This is a genomic window from Herbidospora yilanensis, from assembly GCF_001570565.1.
Lineage (GTDB): Bacteria > Actinomycetota > Actinomycetes > Streptosporangiales > Streptosporangiaceae > Herbidospora > Herbidospora yilanensis.
The window spans coordinates 230,277-249,814 of the sequence record NZ_BBXE01000015.1 but is presented as its reverse complement, the minus strand read 5'-3'; the positions used below and the strand labels follow the sequence as shown (position 1 = coordinate 249,814).

Here is a 19,538-nt window from a genome sequence, read left to right as displayed (position 1 = left end):
TTAGCCCTGGAAGCGCGGGAACGCCTTGCGACCCGCGTAGCGGGCGGCGTCGTCGAGGAGTTCCTCGATGCGCAGGAGCTGGTTGTACTTGGCGACGCGGTCGGAGCGGGCCGGGGCGCCGGTCTTGATCTGGCCGGCGTTGACGGCCACCGCGAGGTCGGCGATGGTGACGTCTTCGGTCTCGCCCGAACGGTGGCTCATCATGCAGCGGTAACCGCTGCGGTGGGCCAGGTCGACGGCGTCGAGGGTCTCGGTCAGGGTGCCGATCTGGTTGACCTTGACCAGGAGGGCGTTGGCGGTGGCGCTGTCGATGCCCCGCTGGAGCCGCTCGGGGTTGGTGACGAACAGGTCGTCGCCGACGATCTGGACCTTGCCGCCGATGGAGTCGGTCAGGGTCTTCCAGCCCGCCCAGTCTTCCTCGTCGAAGGGGTCTTCGATCGAGACCAGCGGGTAGCTGCGCACCAGGTCTTCGTAGTAGGCGGCGAGCTCCTCGGCCGACAGGCCCTTGCCGTCGATGGTGTAGACGCCGTCGTTGTGGAACTCGGTGGCGGCCACGTCGAGGGCGAGCGCGATGTCGGTGCCGGGGGTGAAGCCGGCCTTCTCGATCGCGACCAGGATCAGGTCGAGGGCGTCGCGGTTGCTGGGCAGGTTGGGGGCGAAGCCGCCCTCGTCGCCCAGGCCCGTGGCGTAGCCGCGCTCCTTGAGCACCGACTTGAGCGAGTGGTAGGTCTCGGCGCCGATGCGGACGGCCTCGGAGAACGTGGCCGCGCCGATCGGCGCGATCATGAACTCCTGGATGTCGACGTTGGAGTCGGCGTGGGCGCCGCCGTTGAGGATGTTCATCATCGGCACCGGCAGCACGTGGGCGTTGGGGCCGCCGACGTAGCGGAACAGCTGCAGGTCGGACGACTCGGCCGCGGCCTTGGCGACGGCCAGCGACACGCCGAGGATGGCGTTGGCGCCGAGGCGGGCCTTGTTGGGCGTGCCGTCGAGGTCGATCATGACCTGGTCGATGATGCGCTGCTCTTCGGCGTCGATGCCGAGGATCTCGTCCTGGATCTCGTCGGTGACGGCCAGGACGGCCTTCTCGACGCCCTTGCCCTTGTAGCGGGAGCCGCCGTCACGGAGCTCGACCGCCTCGAACTGCCCGGTGGAGGCGCCGCTCGGGACGGCGGCCCGGCCGGTGCTGCCGTCTTCGAGCAGGACTTCGACCTCGACAGTCGGGTTACCCCGTGAATCGAGGATCTCGCGGGCGTGAACGGCCTCGATGGAAGCCACGAAGCACTCCTAAATGTCGAAAGACAGTTTGCGACAAGAGCCTATCGACGCCTACTCGCGGGTAACGCCCATCCGTCCACCCTTCGAGACGGAGTCAGCGCGAGTTCCGCTCCCAGGCCTCGACCCTGGCCCGGTAGTCGCGCGCGGCCTGCCGCAGGAGCGCCTCGGGATCGTCTCCGGCGTCCTGGATCTCGCGGACGAGATCGAAGAGCCGCTGCCCGGAGGAGGCGGGCCCGTCGGCGAGCTCGGCGGGGGCGCCCACCCGGGACGCGCGCCGCAGCAACTGGGCCGCCAGAGAGACGGCCGGCTGGCCCATGGGGACCCCGGCCAGCGCCGACTCCGACTCGCCCTTGGCCGCGCGTTCGGCCCTCTTGATCTCTTCCCAGTTGGCCACCACCGTCTCGGCCCCGTCGACGCTCACGTCGGCGAAGACGTGGGGGTGGCGGCGGACCAGCTTGGTCACGATGGCGTCGGCGACGTCGTCGACGTCCCAGCCCTCGTCACCGCGCTCCTGCGCGAGCCGGGCGTGGAAGACCACCTGGAACAGCAGGTCGCCGAGCTCTTCGCGCAGTCCGGCCAGGTCGCCGTTCTCGATGGTCTCGACGACCTCGTAGGACTCCTCGACCAGGTAGGGGATCAGCGACTCGTGGGTCTGCCGCCCGTCCCAGGGGCACTCGCGGCGCAGCCGGTCCATCACGGCGACCATGTCGAGCAGGCGGGCGCCGGGCAGGTCGTAGGAGCCGGGGACGACCTCGATCTCCGGCGGGTCGGGCAGCGCCAGCGCCGCGTGGCCGACGGCGCGGAAGAACGCCTCGTCGCCGTCCTGCGCGGCCAGCCAGACCAGTGTCGCGGTGACCGACTCGCGGGCGATGGCGGCCGGGTCGTCGCGGACCTCCGCCCCGGGCACGAACGGCAGCAGCGGATGGTCGGCGGAACCGGTGAAGACCTTCCCCGCCCGCAGGGCCTCCCACGCGGGAGCGCTGAGGATCCCGGGGGCGACCCGGGGCGAGGAGGTGACGACGATCAGCGGCACGCGTCAGCCCGCAGCGGCGCCGTTGCCGGCCGGCGCGTTGCCGAAGCGGTCGCTCGGCAACCAGCCCTGGGCCGGGTCGAACTTGCCGTAGCGCGGGCTGAAGTTCACTTGGATCTGGCTGGCCAGCTCGTTGATCTTCTGCTGGCCGGCGGCCATCTGCTGCTCGCCGGTGCCGCCGCCGAGCTTGGCGGCCAGCTTCTCCGAGCCGATGGAGACCTTCAGCCAGTCGCGGGCCAGCAGCGGCGACACGCCGCGCTGGAGGAGGATCTGGTCGACGGCGGCCTGGCCGTTGTTGCTGGCGTAGAAGGCGTCGACCTCGCCGTCGGAGACGGTGATGCCGTTCTGCCGCTCAAGCTGGCTGAACTGGCTGACGTTGACGAGCTGGAGCAGCACGGCCTGGGTCACCGTGCCGGGAAGCTGCTGCAACTGGTCGGGCGGGATCTTCGCGGCCTCCAGCGCCTTCTGGAACTCCGTCACGTTCTCGTCGAGCGTGGCGGTGGTGATCCGGTGGTCGCCGACCGTGGCGGCGGAACCGGCCTGGATCGGCCCGCTGCACGCGGTAAGCGCCAGCCCTGCGGCGACGGCCACGGCGGCCAGTTTGAGCTTCACAGACGACCCTCCAGGTCCCAGATGTTCGGCGCGCCTACTTTACTCGGTTGGGCTCCAGGAAGAGCGCCTCGACCAGGTCTCCGCACCAGCGCAGCATGTCGAGGTCGCGCAGGGGCTGCCCGCCGATCGGCTTGGTCTTCGGCACCGGCACCAGAAGGGTCTCGGTGGCCTGCTTGAGCAGGGCCTTCGGGTAGAGCCGCTGGAGCCGCACCTGCTGGGAGTCGCGCAGGGCCGCCGGGGCGAACTTGATGTTGGCGCCCATGAGCTGGACGTCGGTCAGCCCGGCCTTGCGGGCCCTGATCCGGAACCGGGCCACTTCGAGCAGGTTGTCGACCTCCTGCGGCGGGCGGCCGTAGCGGTCGGTGAGCTCGTCGCGGACGGCGGCGATGTCGTCTTCGGTGCCGATCGCGGCGATCCGCTTGTAGGCCTCCAGCCGCAGGCGCTCGCTGGTGACGTAGTCGTGCGGGATGTGCGCGTTGATCGGCAGCTCGACCTTGACGTCGGGCTGTTCGGCGACCGTCTCGCCGGAGAGCTTGTTCTTCTGTTCCTGTACGGCCTCCGCCATCATCCGCACGTAGAGGTCGAAGCCCACGCCCTGGATGTGGCCCGACTGCTCGGCGCCCAGGATGTTGCCGGCGCCCCGGATCTCCAGGTCCTTCATGGCGACGTACATGCCGGCGCCCATCTCGGTGTGCTGGGCGATCGTGGCCAGGCGCTCGTGGGCGGTCTCGGTGAGCGGGTTCTCCGGCGGGTAGAGGAAGTAGGCGTAGCCGCGCTCGCGGCCCCGGCCGACGCGGCCGCGGAGCTGGTGGAGCTGCGAGAGGCCGTAGTTGTCGGCCCGGTCGACGATCAGCGTGTTGGCGTTGGGCACGTCGAGGCCCGACTCGACGATCGTGGTCGACACGAGCACGTCGAAGTCGCGCTCCCAGAAGCCCACCATGATCTTTTCGAGCTGCTGCTCGTTCATCTGGCCGTGGGCCACCGCCACGCGCGCCTCGGGCACGAGTTCGTGCAGGCGGGCGGCGACCTTGTCGATGCTGCGCACCCGGTTGTGGACGAAGAACACCTGGCCGTCGCGCATCAGCTCACGCCGGATCGCGGCGGCGATCTGCTTCTCGTCGTAGGGCCCGACGAAGGTCAGGATCGGGTGGCGCTCCTCGGGCGGGGTGAGGATGGTCGACATCTCGCGGATGCCGGTGAGGCCCATCTCCAGGGTCCGCGGGATCGGGGTGGCCGACATGGCCAGCACGTCGACCTGGGTGCGCAGGTGCTTCATGGCCTCCTTGTGCTCGACGCCGAACCGCTGCTCCTCGTCGACGATGATCAGCCCGAGGTCCTTGAACCTGACCTCGGGCGAGAACAGCCGGTGGGTGCCGATGACGACGTCGATGCCGCCGGCCTTGAGCCCTTCGAGGGTGTCCTTGACCTCGCCGTCGGTCTGGAACCGGGAGATCGGCCGCACGGTCACCGGGAAGTTGGCGAACCGCTCGCCGAAGGTCGACAGGTGCTGCTGGACGAGCAGGGTCGTCGGGACCAGCACGGCGACCTGCTTGCCGTCCTGGACCGCCTTGAACGCCGCCCTGACCGCGATCTCGGTCTTGCCGTAGCCGACGTCGCCGCAGATCAGCCGGTCCATCGGGACGGCCCGTTCCATGTCGCGCTTGACCTCGTCGATGGCTTCGAGCTGGTCGCCGGTCTCGGCGTAGGGGAAGGCGTCCTCCATCTCGCGCTGCCACGGGGAGTCGGGCGCGAAGGCGTGGCCCGGGGAGGCCATGCGGGCGGAGTAGAGGCGGATGAGCTCGCCCGCGATCTCCTTGACGGCCTTCTTGGCGCGGGTCTTGGCCTTGGCCCAGTCGGCGCCGCCCATGCGGTTGAGGGTCGGGGACTCGCCGCCGACGTAGCGGGTGACCTCGTCGAGCTGGTCGGTCGGGACGTAGAGGCGGTCGCCCTTGGCGTATTCGATGACGAGGTATTCGCGGGTCGCGCCCTGGACGGTCCGCTGGACCATCTCGATGTAGCGGCCGACGCCGTGCTGCTCGTGGACGACGTGGTCGCCGATCTTGAGCTGGAGCGGGTCGACCATGTTCCGGCGCCGGCTCGGCAACCGCCGCATGTCCTTGGTGGAGGCCTTCTGCCCCACCAGGTCGAGGTGGGTCAGCACGGCCAGCCCGGAGGTCACGAACCCGTGTTCCAACCGGCCCGTGGTGACCTGCACGACGTCGCGGCCCGGCGGCTCGTCGATCGACCGGACCAGCCGGGCGGCGACGTCGACCCCCTTGAGCAGCTCGACCATGCGCTCGGCGGGCCCGTGGCCCTCGCTCATCAGCACGACCGAGCGCCCGGCCCCCAGCCAGCCCTTGATGTCGCCCAGGGCGCGCTGGGTGTCGCCCCGGTAGGCCTCCACGTCGTGGGCGCCGAGGTCGACGCCGTCGCCGAAGGGCGCGATCGACCACCAGGGCTGGCCCAGCTCACCGGCGTGCTCGCGCACCTCGTCGAGGGTGCGGAAGGCGGCGGCGTCGAGGTCGATCGGGGCCTCTCCCCCGGCGGCGGCGGTGATCCACGAGGCCTCCAGGAACTCCTGGCTGGTGCGCACGAGCTCGACCGCCCGGCCCCGGATGCGCTCGGGGTCGCAGACGAACACCGCCGCGCGCAGCGGCAGGTGGTCGATCAGCAGGTCCATGTCGCCGGCCAGCACGGGCGCGAACGCCTCCATGCCCTCGACCGGCACGCCGTCGGCCAGCGACCCGAGGATCTCCCCCAGCGCCGGGTGGCGTTCGGCCAGCTCGCGGGCGCGGTCGCGGACGTCGGCGGTGAGCAGCAGCTCGCGGCACGGCGCGGCGAACAGGCCGCCCTCGGCCACTTCGAGGGAACGCTGGTCGGCGACCTTGAACCAGCGGATCTCCTCGACGGTGTCGCCCCAGAACTCCAGCCGCAGCGGGTGTTCTTCGGTCGGCGGGAACACGTCGAGCAGGCCGCCCCTGACCGCGACCTCGCCGCGTTTCTCCACCATGTCGACCCGGTGGTAGCCGTTCTCGACCAGGCGGGCGACCACGTCTTCGAGGTCGGCGTCGTCGCCGGGGCGCAGGCGTACCGGCTCCAGGTCGCCCAGGCCCGCCACGATGGGCTGCAGGACCGCGCGGACCGGCGCGACCACCACCCGCAGCGGCCCGGCGGTCGCGTCGCCCGCCACGGGGTGGGCGAGCCGCCGCAACACGGCGAGCCGCTGGCCCACCGTGTCGCTGCGCGGCGACAGGCGCTCGTGGGGCAGGGTCTCCCAGGCCGGGAAGACCGCCACCTGCGACTCGGGCAGCAGGCTCGTGAGGGCGGCGGCCAGGTCTTCGGCCTCCCGCCCGGTGGCGGTCACGGCGAGCACGGGACGGGTGCGCGCCACGGCGGCCACCCCGAACGGCCGCAGGGCGGTCGGCGCGATCAGATCGGCGCCGGTCACCTCCTGGCCGAGCGCCTCGGCCAGCTCTGGCTGCGCTGCGACGAGGTCGAGAAGTCCGGAAAGTGTCATGCCGCGGGCCCCCACGTAAGTAACTACAGCCGCCTGCCGGACGAGTCGACGGCACGCGGACGACCCGGAACCTGATCGGGACCGGGGTACCCCACAAGGCTACTGCGCGCGCGACTCGCCCATGATGCGACCTGATTCGGTGAGCGGATGACTACGCTTTGTGACATGTCTTTCGGAAAAATCATCGGCGAACGCGCCGCGGAGACGCCCGGCAAGCCGCTCGACGTCCTGGTGGCCGGGTGTGGCCGGGGCGAACCGTTGGAGCTCGGCGGTGTCGACTGCCGGGTCACCGGGGTCGATGAGGACCGGCCCATCCTTCGCGCTCACACGGTCGAACGTCCCGATCTGCACGTCTACGCCCTGGGCGACCTCCGCTCGGTGCCCATGACGCCACGGGGGTTCGACATCGTCTGCGTGGAGTTCCTGCTCGAAAGAGTCCAATACGCGGAACTGATCCTCGACCGCATGGTCAACGCCCTGCGTCCGGGCGGGCTGCTGCTCATCCGGGTCCGCGACCGGGAGTCGGCCTACGGCTTCGTCGACCGGATCCTGCCCGGCTGGCTGCGCGGCAGGTTCGGCGAGCCGCTGCCCGCCGTCTACGAACCGGTCTGCTCGCGGGAGGGGCTGCGGGCCTACTGCCTGATGCGCGGGCTGATGATCGCCGAGGACCGGGGAGACACCACCGGCCCGGCCCGTCTCGGCCCCCGCGGGAAGCTGGTCGAGACGGTGTGCCGGGCGGTGGCGGCGCTGTCGCGCGGGAAGCTCGACCCCGTCTACGACGAGGTGACGCTGATCGTGCGCAGACCGAGGAACCACTTCGCGCGGGTCCTCTAGCGGCGCACCAGGACCGGCCGCCACGAGGCGCGCGAGTCGCGGTAGGAGGCGAGTGGCACCGTCTCCTTCCCGTCGACGCTCACCATGACCAGCGTGTTGTCGAACTCGTCGTCGCAGTCGCGGGCACAACCGAGGCCGATCAGGTGGTCGTCGTCGACCCAGGCCCAGAGCTGGAGCATCCGCTGACGGCCGACGACCTCACCGGTCTCGACGTCGGTGACCTTGGTGGGCAACCCGGCGGGACCGGCCCGCAGCCTGCCGTCGGGAGACACTCCCGCCTCGTTCATGCGGCGGGGGTTGTCTTCGTCGGAGCCGAGGCGGGTTCCCTCGGTGTCGTAGAGCAACCGGCCGCCGCCCCCGACGGCGGTCCACAGGCGGGCGCCGTCGTCGTCCCAGCGCAGGTCGTCGCGGGTGTTCAGGGCGTCGGGGTCGGGCGGCAGGGGCCGCCAGGCCGGGGTTCCGGCGTTCGGGTCGATCACGTAGAAGCCGGTGCGCGACCGCTGCAGGCCCGTCGCGCTGGTGCGCTCCGCGTCGGTCCACTTCTTCTCGTCGGGGGGCCCGCTGTAGGTGGTGGCGACCAGCTTCGAGCCGTCGGGCGACCAGAAGACCGACCCGGCGGCCTCGTCCAGGTCCCACCAGCGGGTGAACATCATGGTCTTCAGGTCGACCAGGCCGAGCCCCTGCGAGGGCAGGTCGCCCACGAGCACGGCCGCCAGGCCCATGCCGGGCAGCACGTCGACCCACTGGTAGGGGGTGCGGACGTAGCGGCCCTTGCCCTGGTCGTAGACGCTCCAGGTGTAGCGGAGGGTCTCGGTGCCCCGGCCGGTGTCGACCCATTCGGTCGAGTAGTAGGAGCCCACGGCCCACGGCCCGGCCGCGACCAGGTTGACCGGGGGGTCGTTCTCGGTGTCGGTGTGGACGGTCGTCGGCGCCGGCGAGGCGGCCGTTCTCGGCCGCTCGGCGACGATCACGCGGTCGGGCGAGACGCCCGGCAGCAGGGTGACGACGGCCGCGACGGCGGCGGCGACCAGGACCGCGCCCGACCCGGCGAAGCCGAACACGCGCCTTCTGCGGGCCCGCAGCGCGCGGTCGGCCAGGTCGGCGGGCACCCGCACCTCCCGGGCCCAGTCGCGGAGACCCTCCTCGATCATGGTGTCCTCGTTCATCGGGTCAGCTCCCTGAGGTCGGCGGAGCGCAGTTTCGCCAGTGATCGGTGGGTGGTGCTGCGGACCGTGCCGATCGAGCAGCCCATGACGCGGGCGATCTCCTGTTCGGGCAGGTCCTCGTAGTAGCGGAGCACGAGCATGGTGCGCTGCCGGCGCGTGAGGGTGGCCAGCGCCGCACGCAGCGCCAGGCGTAACTCGACCGCGCGGGTGCCGTCGTCGGCGCCCCTGTCGGGCGGTTCGGCCACCGTGGTCTCGTGCCGCCGCCAGGGCCGCCGCCACAGGCTGACGTGCTGGTGGTACATGACCCGCCGCACGTAGGCCTCCGGATCGGCCACGTCGGACCACCGGCCCAGCGCGCGGACCAGCGACGACTGCACCAGGTCCTCCGCGGCGTGCTGGTCGCCCGCGGTGAGCAGGTAGGCCAGGCCCATCAGCGCGGGCGAGCGGGCGGCCACGAACTCACGGAAACGCAGTTCTGCTGCCGAGTCCACGGTCACCTCCCAGAAGATGTGTCAGCCTTTATGACGCCGCCGTGCGGCTCCTCCTATGCCTGCCGAGATCGGATAATCGACCGCCATGACCGACTGGACACCCGACGCCCGCGAACTGGCCGACCTCGAACTGCTCCTCTCGGGGGCGTTCGCGCCGCTGACCGGTTTCCTCGGCAAGGCCGACACCGCGTCGGTCGCCGAGACGGGCACCCTCGCCGACGGCACCCCGTGGCCCGACCCCGTCACCATCGCACTGCCCGACGAGATCGCCGTCGGCGACCAGGTCACCCTCACCGATCCCGAAGGGGCCGCGCTGGCGGTCATGACGGTGACCGAACGCGACGGGCACCACGCGGCGGGTCCGGTGGAGGCGCTGGGCGCGCCCGTCTACGGGCCGTTCGCGCGCCTGCGCCGTACCCCCGAGGAGCTGAAGTTCGACGGCGAGGTGCTCGCCGTCACGATGCGCGGGCCGCTCGACGGTCCGGCGCTGGCCGACGTCGCCGCCACGGCCGAGGAGCTGGAGGCGACGGTCCTGCTGATGCCGCTCGTCTTCGGCGAGGCCGGGCCCGCGGTGGTGCGGGCCGCGCTGAAGGCGCAGACCGAACTGCCGGGGTCGCAGGTGGTGGCGGTCCCGCTGGCCCCCCGCGAGGACGTCGAGATCGACCTCGAACTGCGGGAGTACGTCGCCCGCAACTACGGCGCCACCGAGCACTACGCCGGCCCGGCCCCGGTCCGCATCCCCGGCCCGCCCCACCGGCGCGGCCTGGTGCTGTTCTTCACCGGGCTCTCCGGGTCGGGCAAGTCGACCGTGGCCCGGGGGGTGCGCGACGCGCTGCTGGAGAAGGGCGGCCGCACGGTCACCTACCTCGACGGCGACGTGGTCAGGCGGTTGTTGTCGAAGGGGCTGACCTTCTCGGCGGAGGACCGCGACCTGAACATCCGCCGGATCGGCTACGTCGCCTCGGAGGTCGCCCGGCACGGCGGCCTGGCCATCTGCGCCCCGATCGCGCCGCACGCCCACACCCGCGAGGAGGCCCGCGAGATGGCCGAGGAGGTCGGCGCCGACTTCCTGCTGGTGTGGATCTCCACCCCGCTGGAGGAGTGTGAGCGCCGCGACCGCAAGGGCCTCTACGCCAAGGCCCGCGCCGGGCTGATCCCCGAGTTCACCGGGGTCTCGGCCCCCTACGACGAGCCGGAGGACGCCGACCTGGAGATCGACACCACCGGCCTGCCGGTCGAACGGGCGGTCTCGCTGGTGATGAACGCCCTCACGACCGGCGGCTGGGTCAGGTAGGGCGAGCGCCCGAGCCGCCGGAACGCCTCGGCGGCCTCGGGCGTGGTGTCGAACCGGGTGTCGCCCCGGGGCGCCCAGGGCGAGTCGAAGTAGACCAGGGCCTTGATCTGGGGGTAGGCGGCTATCTGGCGGCGTACCGAATCGAAGAAGGCGGCCTTGAACCCGGGCCGTTCGAAGACCCCCCATTCGGCCACCATGATCGGCTTGGCCGGGAACCGCGACTGGGCCCAGCGGTAGAAGCCCGGCCACCCGGGGTGGTCGGGGCGGCGCTTGTCGACCAGCGAGGCGAAGTCGGTGACGCGCTCGTCGGCGTAGGGGTCGACGCCGATCCAGTCGACCACCGCGTCGCCCGGGTAGAGGCGCTCGAACCACGACGCCGACGACCAATTGGGCGCGCCCATGTAGGTCATCACGGTGACCGCGTTGGTGACGCCCTTCTCGCGCAGGCGCAGCACGACGTGGCGGAACATCGCGGCGTAGTCGTCGGCCGCCATGCCCTCGACGGGCCGGACGTCGTTCTCCGGTTCGTGGTGGATCGTCAAGAAGAACCGCTGCGGGAAGGTCGCCGAGATGTGGGCGGCCAGCTTGTCGATGCGCCGGTCGAGCGCGCCCGAGGCGATCTCGGCCCAGGTATGGCGCAGTGACGGCTTCCAGTTGACCAGCAGCAGGCGGTCTTTCGCGAGCGCGCGCTCCTCGTCGGTCGGGAACAACTCGCCGGCGCGGTGGTAGACGTGCAGGATGTCGGCCCGGCGGCCCATGCGCTGCTCGGCCCGCTGGAGGCCGCGCGCGGGGCCCCGGCCGGTGAAGACCTCGGGGGCGATGCCCCACCAGGCGCCGCAGGTGGGGATCAGCACGCCGGTGACGGCGCAGGGCGCGGCGATCGGCGGCTCCGTCTTCGGCACCGTCTTCGGCACCGTCCGTTCGGCGGCTCCCGAAGCCAGGGAGCAGCTCGCCACCATCAACACGACCACCGTGATTGCCCAGCGCATGGATTCACCTTTCCACTGCCGGGGGAGAACATGTGGCCTCCTTTTCCAGAACGCAGCTCCGACATGTCCGGCGAATCGCCGTTATTGTTCCGTGATTCGCCAGCAGAAATTCTGTAATTAGCACCGGGGTAATCACCGCACCCGGCTAGGGTTCGTAGTCGCTTCACCCCCACCGGAGACCGACATGAGCCTGCCACCGCCGCACAGCCGGGACCTCGCGGAGTACGGCTCCGTGTTCCGCCGCCGCTGGATCATCGCCTTGACCTGCCTGTTTCTCGGCGTCATGGGCGGTGTCGGACTGCTGTGGCGGGCCCCGACGGCCTATCTCGGGGTGGCCGAGGTGCAGGTGGCCCCGACCGGGCTCGGGGAGCCGCAGAACGTGGTGACCGCCCGGCAGCGCGAAGCTCTCAATCTAGACACCGAGGCGCAGATCGCACAATCGTCCGTGGTGGCGACGAATGCGTCACGTGTTATTGGAGGCGACCCCGAGGACCTTCGGGGGCAGGTTTCCGTTGATGTGCCACCCAATTCGGGAATTCTTCGGATTTCGTTCACCTGGCCCGACGCCGCTGGGGCCGCCCGGGGCGCGCAGGCCTTCGCCGACGCCTACCTGGCCCACCGCCTGGCGGCGGCCGAGGCGCTGCTGACCGAGCAGAAGCGGGCCGTCCTGGCCAAGCTCCGCCTGGTCAACAGCCAGCTCAGCACCGCGCTCGTCACCATGTCCCGGCACCCGAAGGGCACCCCGCAACGTGCCCTGGCCGCCCACCAGCAGACCGTGCTGACCCGTCAGGCGACGGCCCTCACTCTCCGGTACGACGTCCTGAAGACCACCGCGGTCACCCCCGGGACCGTGATCACCCCCGCGTCTCCGCCGGAGACGGCCAGCGAACCGCGCCCCTCCCTCTACGTGGGCGGCGGCCTCTTCGCCGGCATCCTGCTCGGCGTGGGAGCGGCCTTCGCCCGGGACCGCTCCGATCTGCGCCTCCGCACCCCGGCCGACGTCGAACGCCTGACGAACCTCGCCCTGCTTCCCCAGGGCGAGGAGTTCGCCGCGGTGGTCACGGCGGCCGGGCACCGGAGCGTGCTGGTCGAGGGCCTGGGCGTCGAACCGGCCCACGTGGCGTGGACCCTGGAAGAGGGCTTCCCGCCGGGCGGCGGCATCCTCCTGGTCACGGCCGGGCCGACCGACGCGGCCGTGCTGGCGGTGGCCCTGGGGCGCATCCGCGCGCCGTGGGTCATCCGTTCGGCCAAGTCGCTGAAGCGCCGGGGCGTCGACGTCCTGGGCGTGATCGCGGTCGACCCGGCGGGCGCTCCCGGGACGCTGGCGGTCGACGCGTTGAGGTCGCAGCAACCTCCGACGGTGGACATCCCCCAGCAACGCAGGGACCTGCTGTGACCGGGGGATCCGCCACCTGCCCGGCCCCTGTGGACCGCCGGCCCACGGCCCCGGCCCGCGGCCAGGCCGGGAGCACCTCTGCTCCGCCGGCGGCATGCTCCGCGGCGACCGGGACCCGCTCATGACCTGGCGGTCGGCGCCCGCCGCGTGGCCGATCGCGGCGTTCCTCGTGGGATACCCCGTCTGGTGGGCCCTCGGGTTCGGCGGGTTGTCCATCGTGGTCGTGGCCGTCCCCATGGCCGTCGTGTTGTGGTTGCGGCGGCCGATCCTGATCCCCCGGGGTATGGGCCTGTGGGCGCTGCTCATCGTCGGCTATCTGATCAGCATGGTCATGCTCGACGCGACGCCCGCCGGGACCTACGGCGAGTTCGGCACGGGCCGCGTCGTCGGCTGGGCCATGCGGCTCACCGTCTACGTCGCGCTCTTCGTCGTCGTGCTCTACCTGGGGAACCTCACCAAAGAGGAACTCCCCCAGCTCGCCCTGGTCAGGATGCTGGGGGTGCTGTTCCTCACCACCGTCGCCGGGGGCCTGCTGGGCGTCCTCGCGCCGGCGTTCGAGTTCACCGCGCCGATGGAGCACCTGCTCCCCGACCACGCCTTCGTCACCAACCTCGTCCACCCGACCGCCGCGCAGATCCAGTACGTGCTCGGGCATGCCGCGCCCCGCCCGGAGGCGCCGTTCGAGTGGGCCAACGCCTGGGGCGGCAACGTCTCGGTCCTGCTGGTCTGGTTCGTGGTCGGCTGGTGGGTCTACGGCGGCCCGGCGCGGAAGGCGGTGGCGGCGGCGGCCGTCGCGGTGGCGGCGGTGCCGGTCGTCTACTCCCTCAACCGGGGGCTCTGGGCCGCGATCGCCGTCGGGATCGCGTACCTGATCGTCAGGAACCGCAACCGGGCGGCGATGCTCACCCTCGCGGCCGTGACCGCCGCGGCCTTCGTGTTCTCGCCGCTGGGCCAGGTCGTGGCGGCGCGGGTCGACCGGCCCCACTCCAACGACATCCGCGCCTTCACGGTCGCCACCACCGTCGAGGTCGCCGCGACGTCGCCGGTCATCGGCTACGGCAACACCCGCAACGCGTTCGGGAACCACCGCACGATCACCACCGGCCGGACCGACTGGTGCCGGTCGTGCGGGCATCCGCCGCTGGGCTCCGACGGGCAGCTCTGGCTGCTGCTCATCACCCAGGGGTTCACCGGGGCGGCGCTCTACGTCGCCTTCTTCGCGGGGGCGGTCAGGCGGCACTGGCATGATCGGTCGCCGATCGGGCAGGCGGGGAGCCTGGTCATGCTCCTCGTCCTCTTCTACATGTTCATCTACGACGGCCTCGTCAGTGCCCTGACCCTCTACCTGATCTCGTTCGCGGTCCTGTGGCGGAACGCGACGTGAAGGACTCCCGCATACGTCTGCGCTACCTGGATGAGGTGATCTCCTTGCTGTTCCCGCCGTCCACCACTTCTTCGGCCCGGACTCTGGTGCCGAGCCGGCTCGTCCCCCGGCGGCTGGTGCCGCGCGCGCCATGGCATGTCGGCGGGCGGGTGCTGATCCCCGACGGGCCCGACACGATCGAGACCCACCTCGGCGACGTGCTCGGCCGCCGGGTGCGGGCCACGCTGCACGTCCGCCCCGCCCGCCGCGCGAACCGCAAACCCGTCCTGGAGCTGTACGGCGACGCCGGCCTCCTGGCCTTCGTGAAGATCGGCGACCAGCCGCACACCAGAGACCTGATCCGCCACGAGACCGACACGCTGCGCGCCATCGCCCGCCACGCGTTCGACGTCGTCGTCGCGCCCAAGGCCATGCACCACGGGGTGTGGCGCGACCTCGACGTGCTGGTCCTGACGCCGCTCCCGGTGACGAAGGGGCGGCCGTCGGCCGACCTGCTCGCGGCCGCCGCCCAGGAGATCGCCGCGCTCGGCAAGGGCGCCTGGCACGGCGACTTCTCGCCGTGGAACGTCGCCCCGATGGGCGACCGGCTGCTGGTCTGGGACTGGGAGCGGTTCGGCACGGGCGTGCCGGCGGGCTTCGACACGCTGCACTACTTCTTCCAGACGGCTCTGCGGCGGATGCGCCCGGCGTCGGCGGCGAAGGCGTGCGTCGCGCGGTCGGGGCGGCTGCTGGAGCCCTTCGGGATCTCCTACGAGGAGGCGCGGGTGACCGCCGCCGCCTACCTGATGACCCTGGCCGAACGCCACCGCGCCGACGGCCACGAGCCGCTGGGGTCGCCCGCGACGTGGCTGAACCCCGCCGTCGACGGGCTGGAACCCCTGACGTGAACGCCCTGAAGACGACCGCCCACGCCGTGTCGATCACGGCGGGGCGGCTCACCGGAGGCGCCCGGATGCTCCCGTCGTTCCTCATCGTGGGGGCGCAGCGCTGCGGCACGACCTCCCTCTACCGGGCGCTGTCGCGACACCCGATGGTGGCCAAGCCGGTGCTGCGCAAGGGCGTGCACTACTTCGACATGGCCTACGGCCGCGGCCTGGCCTGGTATCGGGCGCACTTCCCGCTGCGGCGGCCCGGCATGCTGGCGTTCGAGTCCTCCCCCTACTACCTCTTCCACCCGCTGGCCGTGCCGAGGATCGCCTGGGACCTCCCCGAGGTGAAGCTGATCGTGCTGGTCCGGGATCCGGTGGAACGTGCCATCTCCGCCCACGCGCACGAACTGGCCCGCGGCTTCGAGTCGGAGCCATCGTTCGCCCGCGCCGTCGACCTGGAACCCGAACGCCTGGCCGGGGAGAGCGCCCGGTTGTGCGCCGCGCCGCTGTCGGCCAGCCACGCCCACCGCCACCACGCCTACCTGGCCAGGGGCCGCTACGCCGAACAACTCGCCCGCCTCGAACCGCTGATCGCCCGCGACCGCATCAAGGTCGTCGACAGCGGGCGCTTCTTCGCCGACCCCCTGCCCGTGTACGACGACGTGCTCTCCTTCCTCGGCCTCCCACCGGCGGCCGACCCGGTCTTCGACCGGCACAACTCGCGGACCTACGCGCCGATCCCCCGCGACCTGCGCACCCGCCTGTCGGAGCACTTCCTGCCGTGGGACGCCCTGCTGCTGCCGTGGCTCGACGCGACCCCTTCATGGCGCGCCTGAGGTCGGTGGCGGGCCTGGCGGGAGCCGGGACCAGCGCGGCCGCCCAGTTCGCCGTCACCCTGCTGATCACCCGCGCCCTGCCCCCGGCCGAGGCGGGCGCGTTCTTCACCACGACGGCGCTGGGGCTGATGCTGGCGGGGGTGTTACGCCTCGACACGGGCAACGGCCTGATCTACTTCCGGGCCCGCCGGCCACCCGAAGAGCCGATCGGCGACCCCCCGACCACCCGTCCCGAGGCCGGCGACCGGAATCCACACGCCACCGTCGACGACCGAACCGAGACGATCGGTGGCCGCCGAGCCGCGGCGCAAGCCCTCGTCCCTGTTCGGCGCACGACCGGCGGGCGGCATGAGCCACGCCCATCCGGAGATTCCGGGGCAACCGCCCGGCCGCTCCTGACCGTGGCGCTGGTGCCCGTGGCCCTCGGCGCGCTTGCCGCCTCCGTCGTCCTCACCGGCGCCGAGCCCGCCCTCGCCCTCGTGTTGCCCTTCGTCGTGGTGGCCGATGTTCTGGTGGCCGCCACCCGCAGCACCGGAGGGATGCGGGAGACGCTGCTGCTCAGCGGGCTGGTTCAACCGGTCGGCCAGCTTCTTCTCGTGGGCGGCGCGCTGGCCGCCGGGCTCTCCGCCCCCTGGCTGATCGTCGCGTGGGGCATCCCGGCGGTTCCGGTGACGATCCTGGCCGCCGTCAGGTTGCGGGGTACCGGCGCCCGGGTGTCGTGGCGGGAGTTCTGGGCCTACACGTCGCCCCGGTCGCTGGCCGCCGCCTTGCAGGCCGTCTTCCAGCGGCTCGACGTCGTGATCGTCGCGCTGCTCGCCGGGCCCGCCGAGGCCGCGTTCTATGTCGCCGCGACCCGCTTCAAGGTGGTCGGGCAACTCGTGGGGCAGGGGCTGGCGCAGGGCGTACAGGCCGAGCTGGTCAGGGCGTTCATCCGGGGAGAGCCGCGGGCGGCGCGGGCCCTCCATCGGCGGGCGGCCCGCACCCAGATGGCCCTGACCTGGCCGTTCTGGATCGGGTACGCCCTCTTCGCACCGCAGGTCCTCCAGGTCTTCGGCGACGGCTACGCCCACGCGGCCGACGTCGCGATCGTGCTGGCCGTCACGATGATGGTCGCCTCCGCCTGCGGGATGGCCGACGTGGTCGTGATCGCCTCGGGGCGGACCAGGGCCAGTCTCGGCAACGTCGCCGCCGCGCTGGCCGTCACGGTCGGGCTCGATCTGCTGCTGGTCCCGGCCTATGGCGCGTTCGGCGCGGCGCTCGGCTGGGCGGGCGGGATGCTCGTGAAGAACCTGCTGCCATTCGCCCAGGTCGCCAGGGCGACGGCATGATCCTCGTCACCGGGCTCCCCCGCAGCGGCACCTCGTGGGCCGGCCGCATGCTCTGCGCCTCGGGCGAACTCGTCTACGTCAACGAGCCGCTCAACCCCGAACGGCCCTACCGGGGGGTGCTGAACGCGCGGGTCGAGCACCGGTTCCAGTACATCTGCCGCGACAACGAGGCCGCCTGGCTGAAGCCGTTCCAGGACACGCTGCGCCTGAGGTTCCGCTGGCACGCCGAGCTCCCCTGGCCTCCGTCGCCCGCCCGTTTCCTGAAATACGCGACCTCGTTCGCCCACGGCCGCCTGACCGGCCGCCGGGCCCTCGTCGACGACCCGTTCGCCCTCTGGTCGGCCGAGTGGTTCGCCGACCGGCTCGACTGCCGGGTGGTGATCCTCGTCCGCGATCCGGTCACGTTCGTCGGGAGCTGGGAGCACCTCGGCTGGACCGCGAACCCGGCCGACCTGCTGGACCAGCCCCTCCTCGTGCGCGACCACCCCCACCTGTCGGCGCTGGCGGGCACGCCGCCCGACCGGCTGGCCAAGGCGGCGGCCCTGTGGAAGGCCGCGCACGAGTCGGTCGCCCGGATGCGCCACCCCAACATCCGCGTGGTCGGCTACGAGGCGCTGGCCGCCGATCCGCACTTCGGTTTCCGGAGCCTGTACGAATGGTGCGGCATCCCCTGGACCGACCGATCGGCCGCCACGATCACCCGGTCGTGCACCGGCCCGGCCCGGGAGGCGGGCTTCGCCTGGCGGGGCGCGTCGAAGACGGCGTTCCGCCCCACCGACAGCAGAACGGCGGCGGCCAAGTCGCGCCTGTCCGCCGCCGACGCCGAGAGGGTCAGCCGGTTGACCCTCAGGTGAAGAGCCGCCGCACCGCGCACACCGTCAGCAGCCGCACCGCGAACGGCAGGTCGTCGACGAGATAACGACGGGCCAGCCGCGACGGCTCGCTGAGCAGCCGGAACAGCCACTCCAGCCCCCGATCGCGCATCCAGACGGGCGCGCGCGCCACGGCGCCCCCGGCGAACGCGATGGCCGACCCGCACCCGACGAACCACGTCTCGGGCAGGTCGCCCCGCAGCCGCTCGATGAGCAGGTCCTGCTTGGGGAACCCGAGCCCGACGAACACCAGCAGCGGACGCGCCGAGGTCAGCGCGTCGCGCATGGCGGCGAACTGCTCGGCGTCGTCCTCGAACCCCCACGGCGGCGCGTCGACCCCGGCGATCGACAACCCGGGATAACGCTCGCACAACGCGCGGGCGGCCCGGTCGCCCACCCCGGGCGGTCCGCCCAGCAGGTAGATGGGCACCCGATAGAAGGCGGCCGCCTCGGAGAGCGACCAGATCAGGTCGGCGCCGGTGATCCTGGCCGGCACCGGTTTGCCGAGCAGCCGGGCCGCCCACACCAGCGGCATCCCGTCGGCCACCGCGATGGAGGCCCGCAGGACGAGGGCGCGCAACGCGGGGTCACGCGCGCACGCCCGGCAGATGTCCACGTTGGGCGTCACGAGATGCCCGCCCGACCCTCGGCGGATCGCGCCGATCACCCGGTCGACCACCTCGATCTCGGTCAGCCGGTCGATGACCACCCCGCCCACGGAGACGCGCCGCCGTTTGGGCGGCGCGACGATGCGCGTGCGCATCAGATTCCGTGGCCGCGGGTATGCAGCGCGCTCAACACGGCCGGAGCCGAGACGAGCCCGGCCGCCACGGCCAGCGCCAGCGCGGCCCGGGGCTCCCGGTGCCGCGAGTGGAAGGCGAGCGCGGCGAACCGCCGGGCCTCCTTGCGCCGCCCGAGCGCGGCGTGGTGGAAGGCCAGTTGCCCGTAGACGCGGGCGGCCCCCCGGGCGTCGTCGGCGATCTCGGGGTGCCGGGCCAGCATCCACTCCAGGCCGCTGATCCGGTCGGCCCAGCGGGTCGCGTAGTGGGACCTGCCCCACCGCACCCGCACGAGCGGCCGGTCGACGTGGGCGATCGGCCGCCGTTTGGCCGCCCGCAGGGCCAGGTCCCAGTCTTCGTTCTGGCCGGCGGGCGCGCTCTCGTCGACCCACAGGGCACCACGCCGGAAGACGTAGGTGGAGGCGTGCACCATCGCCATGCGCGAGCGGGTCAGGTCGGCGGCGGTGATCTCGGCGGCCCCGGCCAGCCGGGTCACCCGGCGCGAACCGTATTCGACCTCGATGCCGCAGCTCGCGAACTCGGCCCCCGTCTGCCGGAGCAGGCCGGCCTGGGCGTCGAGTTTGCCCGGCAGCCACACGTCGTCGTCGTCGCAGAAGGCCACCAGGTCGGTGTCGAGCGCCGCGATCCCGGTGTTGCGCGCCCCCGGCAGACCCGGGCTCAGGCAGTTGGGCAGCACCTTCACCCGGTCGTCCACCCGGTCGTCGTCGACGGAATCTAACGGCGCCCCGTCGACCACGACCACGACGGCGGCCGGGCGGTTGGCGAGCACGCCTTCGATCGTCGCTCGCAGGGGACGGTCACCACGGGTGGGGATGACGACGCCGACGGTCGAGGTCATCGTT

At 72.1% G+C, this 19,538-nt stretch carries 17 protein-coding genes; 8 read left to right on the top strand and 9 right to left on the bottom strand.

Annotated features, from left to right (window positions below; all coding sequences use genetic code 11):
• The 4 genes from eno to mfd all read right to left on the bottom strand — a co-directional run bounded on the left by eno (nt 1) and on the right by mfd (nt 6,437).
• Nucleotides 1-1,278 carry a phosphopyruvate hydratase gene (gene eno, locus AW273_RS07440; protein ID WP_030451960.1) on the bottom strand — a complete coding sequence of 426 codons (1,278 nt, stop codon included), beginning with the start codon at nt 1,276-1,278 and terminating at the stop codon, nt 1-3.
• Nucleotides 1,279-1,372: 94 nt separating this feature from the next.
• The gene (locus AW273_RS07435) at nt 1,373-2,311 is read right to left on the bottom strand and encodes a nucleoside triphosphate pyrophosphohydrolase (protein WP_062346562.1); all 939 of its coding nucleotides are present in this window, start codon (nt 2,309-2,311) and stop codon (nt 1,373-1,375) included.
• Nucleotides 2,312-2,314: 3 nt separating this feature from the next.
• On the bottom strand, nt 2,315-2,920 hold the full coding sequence (locus AW273_RS07430) for a SurA N-terminal domain-containing protein (protein WP_062346559.1): 606 nt from the start codon (nt 2,918-2,920) through the stop codon (nt 2,315-2,317).
• A gap of 34 nt (nt 2,921-2,954) precedes the next feature.
• Nucleotides 2,955-6,437 (bottom strand): transcription-repair coupling factor, encoded by a 3,483-nt coding sequence (gene mfd / locus AW273_RS07425; RefSeq protein WP_062346558.1) that lies wholly within the window; start codon nt 6,435-6,437, stop codon nt 2,955-2,957.
• A gap of 165 nt (nt 6,438-6,602) precedes the next feature.
• On the opposite strand from mfd, the gene AW273_RS07420 reads away from it, so the two are divergent.
• On the top strand, nt 6,603-7,271 hold the full coding sequence (locus AW273_RS07420; RefSeq protein WP_157555623.1) for a class I SAM-dependent methyltransferase: 669 nt from the start codon (nt 6,603-6,605) through the stop codon (nt 7,269-7,271).
• On the opposite strand, the gene AW273_RS07415 is transcribed toward AW273_RS07420, so the two are convergent.
• Both AW273_RS07415 and AW273_RS07410 read right to left on the bottom strand, forming a co-directional pair.
• Nucleotides 7,268-8,437, bottom strand: a complete 1,170-nt coding sequence (locus AW273_RS07415) for a hypothetical protein (RefSeq protein ID WP_062346554.1) — start codon at nt 8,435-8,437, stop codon at nt 7,268-7,270. The two genes, AW273_RS07420 and AW273_RS07415, sit on opposite strands and share 4 nt — an antisense overlap.
• On the bottom strand, nt 8,434-8,928 hold the full coding sequence (locus AW273_RS07410) for a SigE family RNA polymerase sigma factor (protein WP_062346785.1): 495 nt from the start codon (nt 8,926-8,928) through the stop codon (nt 8,434-8,436). The genes AW273_RS07415 and AW273_RS07410 overlap by 4 nt, the downstream gene beginning before the upstream one ends.
• Nucleotides 8,929-9,013: 85 nt before the next feature.
• On the opposite strand from AW273_RS07410, the gene cysC reads away from it, so the two are divergent.
• A complete protein-coding gene (gene cysC, locus AW273_RS07405) occupies nt 9,014-10,222 on the top strand; it encodes an adenylyl-sulfate kinase (RefSeq protein ID WP_062346553.1) in 1,209 nt (402 codons plus the stop codon).
• Here cysC and AW273_RS07400 read toward each other — a convergent pair.
• Complete coding sequence (locus AW273_RS07400) at nt 10,111-11,211, bottom strand: glycoside hydrolase family 26 protein (RefSeq protein WP_063909867.1); 1,101 nt, start codon at nt 11,209-11,211, stop codon at nt 10,111-10,113. The two genes, cysC and AW273_RS07400, sit on opposite strands and share 112 nt — an antisense overlap.
• 184 nt (nt 11,212-11,395) lie before the next feature.
• On the opposite strand from AW273_RS07400, the gene AW273_RS07395 reads away from it, so the two are divergent.
• The 6 genes from AW273_RS07395 (at nt 11,396) to AW273_RS07370 (ending at nt 17,878) form a co-directional block, all read left to right on the top strand.
• Nucleotides 11,396-12,607 carry a YveK family protein gene (locus tag AW273_RS07395; RefSeq protein ID WP_062346551.1) on the top strand — a complete coding sequence of 404 codons (1,212 nt, stop codon included), beginning with the start codon at nt 11,396-11,398 and terminating at the stop codon, nt 12,605-12,607.
• Between the two features lie 121 nt (nt 12,608-12,728).
• Nucleotides 12,729-13,991 (top strand): hypothetical protein, encoded by a 1,263-nt coding sequence (locus AW273_RS07390; protein WP_062346782.1) that lies wholly within the window; start codon nt 12,729-12,731, stop codon nt 13,989-13,991.
• Nucleotides 13,988-14,878 (top strand): hypothetical protein, encoded by an 891-nt coding sequence (locus AW273_RS07385; RefSeq protein WP_062346781.1) that lies wholly within the window; start codon nt 13,988-13,990, stop codon nt 14,876-14,878. Before AW273_RS07390 ends, AW273_RS07385 begins: the two co-directional genes overlap by 4 nt.
• On the top strand, nt 14,875-15,696 hold the full coding sequence (locus AW273_RS07380; protein WP_369409031.1) for a sulfotransferase domain-containing protein: 822 nt from the start codon (nt 14,875-14,877) through the stop codon (nt 15,694-15,696). Before AW273_RS07385 ends, AW273_RS07380 begins: the two co-directional genes overlap by 4 nt.
• On the top strand, nt 15,663-17,024 hold the full coding sequence (locus tag AW273_RS07375; RefSeq protein WP_157555622.1) for a lipopolysaccharide biosynthesis protein: 1,362 nt from the start codon (nt 15,663-15,665) through the stop codon (nt 17,022-17,024). The genes AW273_RS07380 and AW273_RS07375 overlap by 34 nt, the downstream gene beginning before the upstream one ends.
• Entirely contained in the window at nt 17,021-17,878 is an 858-nt protein-coding gene (locus AW273_RS07370; RefSeq protein ID WP_062346547.1) for a sulfotransferase, read from the top strand. Before AW273_RS07375 ends, AW273_RS07370 begins: the two co-directional genes overlap by 4 nt.
• Here the strand turns inward: AW273_RS07370 and AW273_RS07365 are convergent.
• Entirely contained in the window at nt 17,871-18,659 is a 789-nt protein-coding gene (locus tag AW273_RS07365; protein ID WP_062346545.1) for a WecB/TagA/CpsF family glycosyltransferase, read from the bottom strand. The genes AW273_RS07370 and AW273_RS07365 overlap by 8 nt on opposite strands.
• Nucleotides 18,659-19,534, bottom strand: a complete 876-nt coding sequence (locus AW273_RS07360; RefSeq protein ID WP_062346543.1) for a glycosyltransferase family 2 protein — start codon at nt 19,532-19,534, stop codon at nt 18,659-18,661. The genes AW273_RS07365 and AW273_RS07360 overlap by 1 nt, the downstream gene beginning before the upstream one ends.
• Nucleotides 19,535-19,538 lie beyond the last annotated feature (4 nt).